This window comes from Pseudarthrobacter linnaei, assembly GCF_055412825.1.
In genome coordinates this window covers 1-10,783 of record NZ_JBVAYX010000049.1, presented here as the reverse complement: position 1 = coordinate 10,783, position 10,783 = coordinate 1, and the positions used below count along the sequence as shown (strand labels likewise).

Here is a 10,783-nt window from a genome sequence, read left to right as displayed (position 1 = left end):
CCGGCCCCGGCCCACCCTCAACCTCGAGACCCCAGCCAACCGGCTGAACCAGCTGCTGCACGCAGCCTAAACCCCCGGCGTTGCTCCGACTACTTGACTTTGCCCGGCCGGATTCCACGGGCGGCAGCAGCCTGGTCATGCCCTCGCTCGTTGGGGACTCTTGGGCAAGCCGCGCAGGAATCTCGGTCGCTTGGCTCGTCATATCGGGTCCACCTCCGTTCATCCCCTTCATGGTCCGCAGCGTCGAGAACCGCATGACCGGGCGGAGTGACATAGTTGTTGCATCCGAACGGAAGGCGGACCCATGTCCTATCCATTCCAGGTGACCTTTGACTGCCACGACATAGAGACAATGATGCGGTTCTGGGCGGTGGCCCTCAGCTACAGCCTCCAGGAGCCGCCTGAGGGATTCTCGAGCTGGGCGGAATTCGCCACGAACCAAGGCACCCCGGAGGCGCTCTGGCGTGCCGCCGTCGTTGACCCGGCCGGCAAAGGCCCCCGCATGTTCTTCCAGCCGGTCCCTGAAGGAAAGACGGCGAAGAACCGGGTACATCTAGACATCAATGTCAGCGAGGGTGCCGAGTCGAACGCGGACGGACGCCGCCTGGCCCTCGCCCACGCCGATCGCTGCGTGAACGCCGGAGCCACGCTCGCCACCGTGTTCGACTGCGACGACGGCTGGCACATTGCCATGCTCGACCCGGAAGGGAACGAGTTCTGCATCCAGTGACTGTCCCCGGGATATTCCTGAAGCCAACAAGACCTCGGCCAGTACAAGCACACATGGCCTATGTGGCGGTCTGGAAGGGATTATAGTGTCCGTGGTTCAGCGGATCGGTTGACCCGCCTGCAGCAGCCCCGACCTCACAGGTGACGTCCTCCTCCGGCCCCGCGAGGCCCGCGCTAACGTTCATTCACCGAGCTCGGGCGCTCACGCAATTCCCGCAGCCACCGCGGCCACCGAGGCCACCGAGGCCACCGAGGCTGATCATGCAGACTTGATCCCCAAGTCTCAGCAAGTCATGTGGTTCCAGGAGCTCCCTGCCATGAATGAGTGAGCAGCAACACCGCTGCCCGAACCAGGAGAAGGAGCGACCCGACCACAGCAACGGCCACCAACAAAAAAGGCCCCCGCAGGGCCCATACGTGAACAGTTTGTTCACACGCAGAGGCCCATAAGCCCCTGAACAGGGAAAACATGTGCCCGAGGTGGGACTCGAACCGGGTTCCAGCCCTTGAATTTCCGCCACTCCCCCGAAAACCTCCGCAATCCGGCCCAGTCCGGCACCGGTACGGCCCAGTCCGAAGCCCAGGGTGTGCACATTGTGCACACCCTCTTTACTGCCTTGCGGCAGCAGCACCGAAGCAGGTGAGGACACCTCCGCTGTCGCCCGGCTTCCTGCATTTCCCGCTTCAAGACCTCGGGTCCGCAGAGACTGATTTCGCGCCCCGTTAACATCTTCTTCTGCTTCAAGAATCGTAATCACGGCCATCTACCTCCTCTCCCTCATCTCATGGCGGAACCGGCAGAACCCGACATGACACCCCCACCTGCCGCCCCCGCATTGGCAGGGTGCGGAATTTCGTTGTCGTGGGCTCACTCTGCTAAATGACGGAAGACCCGATATCGGCGTTGGAAGACACTCCCAAGTGGTACTTTGCGCGGCGCGTGATGTGACTCTGCCCTTGGCTTCCAGTTCGGCCTTGGCAATCGAGTGTTAGGCCACGAGATTCGCGGCAGCGGTGTCCATGTGCTCCCGGATCGTCTTCCGGGCAAGGGACGCGTCACCGGTCTCGATCGCCGCAACGATGTCATAGTGCCGGTCCACGCTCATGTTTTTCACGCCCTTGTCCTGGCCCGCGAACATAATGGACATCCGGATGGATCCTTCCAGTGATTCCCAGGAATGGAGCAGGGTTTCGTTGCCGGTGAGCCGGCACATGGTCCGGTGGAACTCCAGGTCAGACTCGACCCGGTCCTGCAGGCTGGCCTTCTCGGCTGCGGCCATGGCTTCAATGGCGGACCGCAGAGAGCTGATGACGTGCTGGCGGTCGGGGAGTTCGCAGAGCGTGCGCGCAGCCAAGGATTCCAGCGCCGCCCGGACGGAGTAGATGTCACGGATTTCCTTAGCATCCAAGTGCCGGACGGAAAGGCGGCCGCGGGGCCCGGCGGAGAGCAGCCCTTCCTGTTCCAGTTGCCGCAGTGCTTCCCGGAGGGTGCCGCGGCTGATCTGGAGCATCTCCGACAGCTCGGTTTCCACCAGATGCCGGCCCGGTTCCAGTTCCCCGCTGGTGATGGCGGCGCGCAACGCGGCGAGAGCCTGCTCGCGAAGGCTCTTCTTCTGCAGTCCCAGCAGCGGTGCTGTTGCTCCGGCCATTGTGGTACTTCCTCAATGTCAGTGGTCGACTGTTTACAGTCAATGTGTTAACTGTCGATGTTACGGCAGAAGCGCGGCGCCGGATGGTTCGGCGCCGCGCTTCTGGCCGGAACTGTTCTACTTCAGTTCGGCGAGTACTTTTGCCACGATCTTCTGGACTGTGAGTCCGTAGCGGTCATGGAGAGTGGGGAGCGCGCCGGCGTCGAGGAACGCGTCCGGCAGTGCCACGGGCACCACGCGTTTGCCGAGTCCTGCGGTGACGGCGGCGGACGCCACCGTTTCGAAGAGACCGCCGATCACGCTGTGGTTTTCGAGAGTGACGGCGAGCCGATCGGTGTTGATCTCGGCCAGAACCGTGGCGGCATCGAACGGCTTGATCGTCGGGGTGTGGACGACGGCGACGTCCACGTTGTGAGCAGCCAGCGCCTGCGCTGCCTGGAGGGCGCGCATGGTCATCAGCCCGGAGGAGATGAATACGACGTCGTTGCCGCCACGCAGTACCTTGGCTTTACCGAGTTCGAAGGTGTAGCCGTATTCGTCCAGAACGGTGGGTACGTTGCCGCGGAGCAGCCGCAGGTAGGTGGGCCCGTCCGACGCTGCGAGTTGGGGGACGGCCTGTTCGATGTCGATCGAGTCGCAGGGGTCCACGATGGTGAGGTTGGGCATGCCGCGGAAGATCGCCATGTCCTCGGTGGCCTGGTGGCTGGGTCCGTAGCCGGTGGTCAGGCCGGGCAGCCCGCCAACGATGTTCACGTTCAGGTTCGGTTCCGCGGAATCGAGGCAGAGGAAGTCGTAGGCGCGGCGGGCGGCGAACACGGAGTAGGTGGACGCGAACGGGATCAGGCCGGTTTCGGCCAGGCCGGCGGCAGCGCCGAAGAGCAGTTGTTCGGCCATGCCCATCTGGAAGAACCGCTCAGGGAAGGCCTGGGCGAAGATGTGCATGTCGGTGTACTTGCCCAGGTCCGCAGTCAGGCCGACGATTTTGTCGTTCTCCTGCGCTGCCTTCACCAGGGCGTGTCCGAACGGTGCCGAGGTGGTCTTCTGGCCCGGGTCGGCGAAGGACGCGATCATGGCCGAGGTCTTCAGCTTGGGTGCGGTGCCCTTCACTGCTGTGGTGGTGCTCATCGTCCGGCCGTCCCTTCAAATCCTGCGGTGAGTTGTTCACGGCAGGTCTGCCATTCGTGTTCTTCGATGCGCATGAAGTGCGCCTTTTCCCGGTCCTCCAGCAGCGGCACGCCACGGCCGACCTTTGTGTCGCACAGGATCACGGAGGGCCCTCCCGTGAGGGAGGCCTGGGCGGCGGCGTTGTCGAACGCGGTCAGCAGGGCTGCCATGTCGTTGCCATCCACGCGCTGGGTGTACCAGCCGAAGGCCTCCCACTTTTCCGTGACGGGCTCGGTCCGGAGCACGGTGTCGGTTTTGCCATCGGCCTGCAGGGCGTTGATGTCCACCATCGCGGTCAGGTTGCCGAGCTGGTGGTGGTGGGCGCCCATCGCGGCCTCCCAGGTGGAGCCTTCATCGAGTTCTCCGTCGGAGAGGAAGTTGTAGACCCTCGCCGCGGAGCCCTGGTGGCGCAGGCCCAGCGCGATGCCCACGGCGATGGAGAGCCCGTGGCCCAGGGAGCCGCCGGAGATCTCCATGCCGGGGGTGTAGGTGGACATCCCGGACATCGGCAGCCGGGAATCGTCCGAACCGTAGGTCTCCAGTTCCTCGACCGGGATGATCCCGGCTTCGGCCAGGGCCGCGTAGTGCCCGATGGCGTAGTGGCCGGTGGAGAGCAGGAACCGGTCCCGTTCTTTCCATTCCGGGTCCTCGGCGTGGTAGCGGAGCTGGTCGGAGTACACCGCGGCCAGCATGTCCGCCGCTCCCAGGGCCTGGCCTACGTAGCCCTGGCCCTGGACTTCGCCCATGTTCAGTGCGTGGTGCCGCATCCGGTAGGCCGCGGCGCTGACGCGTTCGAGGCGTTTTGAGGCAGTTTCCTGAATCATTCGTTCCTTAGATGGGAGTTCGGGGGTGTGCAGTTCCTGTGTCGCAGTCATCAGACGTTCACCGGCTGGGGGGTGCTTTTGCTGGCCTCATCGGCGAGCTGCCGTTCCCGCTTGCCCCAGGTTTCCCGGGTGACGAGGGCGGCCCAGAGACCGATCGCGGCGTAGAAGCTGAAGAGGAGAGCCGGGCCCATCCAGCCGAAGCTGACGAAGAGCAAAGTAGTGATGAAGGGGGTGAACCCGGAGACCATGGCGGAGATCTGGTAGGCCAGTGAGGCCCCGGAGGAACGGGTCTTGGCCTGGAACAGTTCGGGGAACCAGGCGCCCTGGGCACCGGCGAGGGAGTTCTGGCAGACGGCGTAGGAGATGGCGACGGTGGCGATGATGACGATGAACATGCCGGTGTTCACCAGTAGGAACATCGGGATGCCGAACAGCAGGGCGAAGGCGCAGGACCAGATGTAGAGGGGGCGGCGGCCGATCCTGTCCGTGAGCCGGGCCCAGGCCTGGGTGGCGAAGATGCCGATGGCCGAGGCGATGCAGAGGGCCACCAGTGTCTCGGTCTTGTCAGCGAGCTGTTCGGTGTGGAGGTAGGAAATCATGTACGTAATGGACACGGCGTACCCTGCGGTCTCGGCGATGCGCAGGCCGATGCCCTTGACGATGTTGCGCCAGTCGGTCTTGATGACCTCGACGATGGGCGACTTCACGATGGCGCCGCTCTCCTTGACCTCGTCGAAGACCGGGGACTCGGGGACTTTGGCGCGGATGATCAGGCCGACAGCGACGAGCACGATGCTGGCCAGGAACGGGACGCGCCAGGCAAGTTCGCCGCCGAGGTTCACGCTGACGAGGAAAACGAGGTTCGCCAGAAGCAGCCCGACAGGGAAGCCGGCTTGGACGATGCCGGTGTATTTGCCCTTGGATTTCCAGGGCGCGTGTTCGTAGCTCATCAGGATGGCGCCGCCCCACTCGGCACCGAAGGCCAGGCCCTGGACGATGCGCACGAACACCAGCAGAGCCGGGGCCAGCAGGCCCACCTGCTCGTAGGTGGGCAGCAGGCCGATCATGAACGTTGCGATGCCCATGAGGATCAGGGAAGCTACCAGAACGGGCTTGCGGCCCATTTTGTCGCCAAGGTGGCCGCCGATGATGCCGCCGATGGGGCGTGCGGCGAACCCGACACCCAGTGTGGCGAAGGCTGCCAGCGTCCCCGTCACCGGGTCGCCGGTCGGGAAGAACGCGGTGCCGAAGTACAGCGCAGCCGCGGTGCCGAAGCCGATGAAGTCATACGTCTCGATGACGGCGCCGACACCGGAGCCTACGGCGACGCGCTTTGCGTCCTTGGTGCCATGTACATGGCCGCGCATTTTCAGAGCTTCGTTGCTCATAGCTGATCCCTTTCGAAGAGCGGCCGTGCATCCGCACCACCGCTGTCGACTGTTAACAAATGATATGCCAGTGTGACCGGCATTATGGTGCACTGTCAACAGTCAATGCTTGAGGTTGACTGTTGACATTAGCTGCACTTACAGTGATTCACATCACCCGCCCGTTCAGAGGAGCCAACGACGATGTTCAACTCCCGGCTCGGCTGCTCATCCATCAGCTTCCGGCACCAGGACCTCCCGGCCGCCCTGCGGACCATCACGGGCCTGGGCTTTAATGAAATCGACCTCGGCGCCCTCCCCGGCGTCTGCAACCATGTCCCGTACAACCTGGATGACTCCGCAGTTGCCTCGGTGACCGCGGACGTTGCTGCCTCAGGGCTGATCGTCCGCTCGGTCAACGGGGACATCGGGGATCTCAATGCAGTGCTCGACGACGCTGCGCGGCGCGCCCGCGAACAGCACTTGGACGCGCTTCTCACTCTCGCCGCAAACACCGGCGCGAAGGCGCTGGTCCTGCCCTGCGGCGCCCTCAGCCACGAACCGGTAAGAAGCCTCGAGGAGGACTTGGACGAAATCTCCGCCCAGCTCATCCACGCCGGGCGGCGCGCGGCGGAGTTCGGCGTCGAGCTCTGGACCGAATCCCTGCACTTCCTGAGGTTCTGCTGGAACCTCGAGCGTGCCGAATTGCTCGCGCAGCGGCTTTCGGGCTCCGGCGTCGGCATTGTGATGGACTTCAGCCACATCGTCGCAGCCGGCGAAGACCCGCTGGAATACCTCACCCGCCACGAGGGCCGGCTCTCCCACGTCCACCTCCGCGACGCCGTGGCGGGCAACATCAACCTCAGCATCGGCAACGGCGAGGCAGACTTCGCCGCCGGGCTCGGCGCCCTCGCGGTGAGCGGCTACACCGGCCACTTCTCACTCGAACTCGAAACCCGCGACGTCACACACGACGAGCGCCCCGCCGCCGCAGCCAAAGCGGCAAGCCTCATCACCGACCTCATCTGAACGACCATCTCTGAACCACCACCGAATAATCCAAGGAGCATCATGACTACCACTATCCAGCGCACCGCCGTCCTCACCGGAGCGACCTCGGACCGGGGCATTGGCATCACCACCGCCCGCCGCTACGCCAGCCAGGGTTGGGGCGTGGTGATCCTGGATCTCGACGGCGAGAAGTCCGCCAAGGTCGCCGCCGAAATCGGCAACGAATTCAACGTTCCCGCGTACGGCCACGAGATCGACGTCGCCAATGAAAGCTCCGTCAACGCCGCCTACGCAGCCGTCAAAGCCGAGGTCACCGCAGGCATCCTGCCCCCGGTGGGCGCCCTGGCCAACATCGCCGGCATCACCTCCCCGGTCCCGTTCCTCGAAACCACACTGGAGCTCTGGCACAAGGTCATGGACGTCAACGCCACCGGAACCTACCTGGTCACCAAGGCGTTCCTGCCGGACATGATCGAGAACGGCTGGGGCCGAATCGTGAACATGTCCTCAGTGTCCGCCCAGCGTGGCGGCGGCGTGTTCGGCAAGGTCCCCTATTCCGCCGCGAAGGCCGCGATCCTCGGTCTCACCAAGGCGCTGGCCCGCGAAATCGGCGCCACCGGCGTCACCGTCAATGCCATCACGCCCGGCGCCGTGGACACCAACATCCGGGTGGGCAGCACCGATGAGCAGGAAGCCGCCATCAACGCCGGCATCCCGCTGGGCCGCAACGCCACCACGGAGGAGATCGCCGCCGTAATCACGTTCCTGTCCTCGGAGGAATCCGCCTACCTCACGGGCACCACCATCGACATCAACGGCGGAAGCCACATCCACTAACAGCCCCTGCCACGTCAGAGAGCCCATCATGACCAAGATTTTTAACGATCCCTCCGAGTTTGCGGAAGAAGCCCTTGCCGGGTTCTGCGACGTCCATTCCGGATTGGTGCGCCAGGTCCCCTGGGGCGCCGTGCGGCGCCACCGTCCGGCTAGACCCAAAGTGGCGGTCCTGGCCGGCGGCGGTTCTGGGCACTACCCGGCGTTCGCCGGCCTGATCGGCACCTGCCTGGCCGACGGCGCCGTGGTCGGCAACATCTTCACCTCGCCCTCCGCGCAGCAGGCCTATGCCGTGGCCAAGGCCGCTGATTCCGGCGCCGGAGTGGTGTTCTCCTACGGCAACTATGCCGGGGACGTGATGAACTTCGGCATGGCCACCGAGCGGCTGGCCGCCGAGGGAATCCCGGTTGAGAATGTCCTCGTGACGGATGACATCGCCAGCGCGCCGCCGTCGGAAGCCGACAAGCGCCGCGGCATCGCCGGGGACTTCACCGTCTTCAAAATCATGGGCGCCGCAGCCGAAGCGGGCGCTGACCTGGCCGAAGTAGTACGACTCGGGCGGAAGGCCAACGGCCTCACCCGCACCATCGGCGGCGCATTCCACGGTTGCACGTTCCCTGGCGCGGATGCCCCGCTGTTCGCGCTCAAGGACAAGCAGATGGGGCTCGGGCTGGGAATACACGGTGAACCCGGGCTGTTCGACACCGATTTGCCGTCCGCCAAGGTACTTGGCCAGGAGTTCGTCTCCCGGCTGCTGGCGGAAACGCCTGTTGGTGCCGGTTACAGACTGGCGGTCATCCTCAACGGGCTGGGCTCCACTAAGCACGAGGAACTTTTTGTTCTGTGGCTGACCGTTGCCCCGCTGCTCAGGGACGCCGGCTACACCCTGGTCATGCCCGAGGTGGGCGAACTGGTCACCAGTCTGGACATGTCCGGTGTTTCCCTCACCATCACTTGGCTGGACGAAGAACTGGAGCCGCTCTGGACTGCACCGGCGGAGACGCCGGCCTACCGCCGCGGAAACGCCGCCGTTCAGTCAGGCGACGCCTCCGGCGAGGTAACGTCCGACGGCCCCGCCGCACCGGCCACTTTTGAGGCCACCGGAGAATCGCGCCAGTACGGGGCCAACTGCCGGGCGGCATTGGACGCCGCCCGTGACTGCCTGCACACCGCCGAAACCCGGCTCGGGGACATGGACGCCATTGCCGGGGACGGGGACCACGGCCGCGGAATGGTCCGCGGGATCGACGCCGCAACCTCCGCCGGCGCCGCCGCGGCCGCTCAGGGGGCCGGGGCAGGCTCGGTCCTCATCGCCGCGGGTGATGCCTGGGCGGACAAGGCCGGCGGCACGTCCGGCATCCTCTGGGGCGCAGGACTGCGGGCGTTCGGGGAGTCGCTGGGAGACCAGCGAAGTCCCGACGCCAAAGAACTGGCTGCCGGGGTGCGCGCGTTTTCGGACAGAATCACCGGGCTCGGCAAAGCAGAACCCGGCGATAAGACCATGGTGGATGCACTGGCGCCCTTCACCGAAACCCTCACCCGCCTGGCAGTCAACGGCGCAGAACCGCGCCTGGCATGGGATGCCGCCGCGCTTGAGGCAACGGCGGCAGCCGAGGCCACGGCGGCACTGCGTCCATTGAAGGGACGGGCGCGCCCGCTCGCCGAAAAGAGCGTAGGCACACCCGATCCCGGCGCCACGTCCCTGGCGATGATTTTCACCGTAATGGGCCAGCACCTTACAGGCAGCAACGTCGCGGGCGTCGATGCGACCTCCGCCCCGGAACAGGTCCGAGCACAGTCATGAAAAGAGAAGGACAACCAATGGGGCTGCGACTCATCGTGGGTGCGGACGAAGCCGGGGTCGACTACAAGGACCGGATCCTCGAAGACCTACGGCAGGATCCGCGCGTCAGCGAAGTCATCGACATCGGCGTAAACCACGATGGTGCGCGCGAAGACTTTACAAGGCCCTACCCCTATGTCGGAATCGCCGCCGGAGAAATGATCCGCAACGGCGGCGCCGACCGGGCCATCCTGTTCGGCGGGACCGGGATCGGTGTTGCCATTGCAGCCAACAAAGTGGACGGAATCCGAGCAACAACAGCACACGACTCATTCTCGGTGGAACGCTCGGTCCTCTCCAATGACTGCCAGATCCTCACCATGGGTCAACGCGTGGTGGGCATCGAACTCGCGCGCCGCCTGGCCCGCGAGTGGATCGGCTACACCTTCGACCCGGAATCAGCCTCGGCCGACAAGGTCAAGGTCCTCACCGACTTTGAAAGCTGCTAGGTGAACGCTCCCCCGGTGGAAGGTCAAGGAGCCTACGCCTACCATGACTGGAACCGATTGATCGGCACCCCGGTGGAAGTCCGAAAGGACTTCAAGCTGGTCCGAGCAGGGGTAGTCGACGACGCCATGACCGATTCATCAGCACTATGGCTTGCAGCCGACTGTGTCCACGGCAGAGCACTCTTCGCCGCGTCAGAGGGCTACGCAATTTTGATCCGTCCGCGGGAGCAAAAGCCGGTGCCGGGCTTAAGGAAACGCAGGTGGCGGTAGAGGCCCTGGTCAAGGGCTACCTCCATGGTGTGGTCGGCTGTTTCGGCGAGGAACCACTCCGCGGCGCGTTCAGCAGTGGTGTGCTCTATCCAACAGTCATAACTCTCACAGAATCCACGTCCCGAAGCACGTTCCTCTCACGACTTCTTAGCGGCGCCAGGCCCAGACCCGTTCGGTCTCATTGAGCGGCTTGCCGGGCGGGCCCTTGATGTAGGACGGGATCCAGCGGACGCTGCGCCTAGACCTGTTGGGCCCGTGCTGTTGGTTCCGCCAGTGGCCGCGGACCATCCAGCGGTGCGTGTGGACCCGGCCGGAGTCATCGGCGTCCACGGTGGCGACATTCTTGGGAGCGTGCAGGGAGATCACCGTGACGAGCCCGGACCGGCCACGTTTGATGTCCTCCCGGGCAGGCTTGGTCTTCGGGACCAGAGTGCTGCGGTCCGCGACGCCCGGGCTGGCCATCAGCAGGACGGCCGCTGCCAGAAACGACATCAGCTGCACCGTACATTCGACGGCGGCCTCGTCATCGTACACTTCGGTCCGCTGCAGCCCGGGCAAAGTCATATGGTCGTAGCAACGCTCTGATTGATGGAGCGTTTTATGGTCAAGTTATTTCCTCCGAATGCCCGTACCGAGTTCGTTG

General features: G+C 64.6%; 10 protein-coding genes. 5 read left to right on the top strand and 5 right to left on the bottom strand.

Annotated elements, in window-relative coordinates; genetic code table 11:
- Positions 1 to 304: 304 nt before the first annotated feature.
- Complete coding sequence (locus tag ACZYZ3_RS20135; RefSeq protein ID WP_463965544.1) at positions 305 to 730, top strand: VOC family protein; 426 nt, start codon at positions 305 to 307, stop codon at positions 728 to 730.
- Positions 731 to 1,718: 988 nt separating this feature from the next.
- Here ACZYZ3_RS20135 and ACZYZ3_RS20130 read toward each other — a convergent pair.
- From ACZYZ3_RS20130 to ACZYZ3_RS20115, 4 genes are all read right to left on the bottom strand, one after another.
- Complete coding sequence (locus ACZYZ3_RS20130; RefSeq protein WP_463878252.1) at positions 1,719 to 2,378, bottom strand: GntR family transcriptional regulator; 660 nt, start codon at positions 2,376 to 2,378, stop codon at positions 1,719 to 1,721.
- A 117-nt stretch (positions 2,379 to 2,495) separates the two neighbouring features.
- On the bottom strand, positions 2,496 to 3,503 hold the full coding sequence (locus ACZYZ3_RS20125) for a transketolase family protein (RefSeq protein WP_463965543.1): 1,008 nt from the start codon (positions 3,501 to 3,503) through the stop codon (positions 2,496 to 2,498).
- The gene (locus tag ACZYZ3_RS20120) at positions 3,500 to 4,366 is read right to left on the bottom strand and encodes a transketolase (protein ID WP_463965542.1); all 867 of its coding nucleotides are present in this window, start codon (positions 4,364 to 4,366) and stop codon (positions 3,500 to 3,502) included. The genes ACZYZ3_RS20125 and ACZYZ3_RS20120 overlap by 4 nt, the downstream gene beginning before the upstream one ends.
- 50 nt (positions 4,367 to 4,416) lie before the next feature.
- Positions 4,417 to 5,754 carry an MFS transporter gene (locus ACZYZ3_RS20115; RefSeq protein ID WP_463965541.1) on the bottom strand — a complete coding sequence of 446 codons (1,338 nt, stop codon included), beginning with the start codon at positions 5,752 to 5,754 and terminating at the stop codon, positions 4,417 to 4,419.
- 183 nt (positions 5,755 to 5,937) lie between these two features.
- Here ACZYZ3_RS20115 and ACZYZ3_RS20110 point away from each other — a divergent pair, with 183 nt between their 5' ends.
- The 4 genes from ACZYZ3_RS20110 to ACZYZ3_RS20095 are packed head-to-tail and all read left to right on the top strand — an operon-like array spanning position 5,938 to position 9,870.
- Positions 5,938 to 6,762 carry a sugar phosphate isomerase/epimerase family protein gene (locus ACZYZ3_RS20110; protein WP_463965540.1) on the top strand — a complete coding sequence of 275 codons (825 nt, stop codon included), beginning with the start codon at positions 5,938 to 5,940 and terminating at the stop codon, positions 6,760 to 6,762.
- A gap of 42 nt (positions 6,763 to 6,804) precedes the next feature.
- The gene (locus ACZYZ3_RS20105; RefSeq protein WP_463965539.1) at positions 6,805 to 7,581 is read left to right on the top strand and encodes an SDR family NAD(P)-dependent oxidoreductase; all 777 of its coding nucleotides are present in this window, start codon (positions 6,805 to 6,807) and stop codon (positions 7,579 to 7,581) included.
- Positions 7,582 to 7,609: 28 nt separating this feature from the next.
- Positions 7,610 to 9,382 (top strand): dihydroxyacetone kinase family protein, encoded by a 1,773-nt coding sequence (locus tag ACZYZ3_RS20100; RefSeq protein ID WP_463965538.1) that lies wholly within the window; start codon positions 7,610 to 7,612, stop codon positions 9,380 to 9,382.
- Positions 9,379 to 9,870 (top strand): RpiB/LacA/LacB family sugar-phosphate isomerase, encoded by a 492-nt coding sequence (locus ACZYZ3_RS20095; RefSeq protein ID WP_463965537.1) that lies wholly within the window; start codon positions 9,379 to 9,381, stop codon positions 9,868 to 9,870. Before ACZYZ3_RS20100 ends, ACZYZ3_RS20095 begins: the two co-directional genes overlap by 4 nt.
- Before the next feature lie 417 nt (positions 9,871 to 10,287).
- Here the strand turns inward: ACZYZ3_RS20095 and ACZYZ3_RS20090 are convergent, their stop codons facing one another.
- The gene (locus tag ACZYZ3_RS20090) at positions 10,288 to 10,704 is read right to left on the bottom strand and encodes an AcrVA2 family anti-CRISPR protein (RefSeq protein WP_463965536.1); all 417 of its coding nucleotides are present in this window, start codon (positions 10,702 to 10,704) and stop codon (positions 10,288 to 10,290) included.
- Positions 10,705 to 10,783 lie beyond the last annotated feature (79 nt).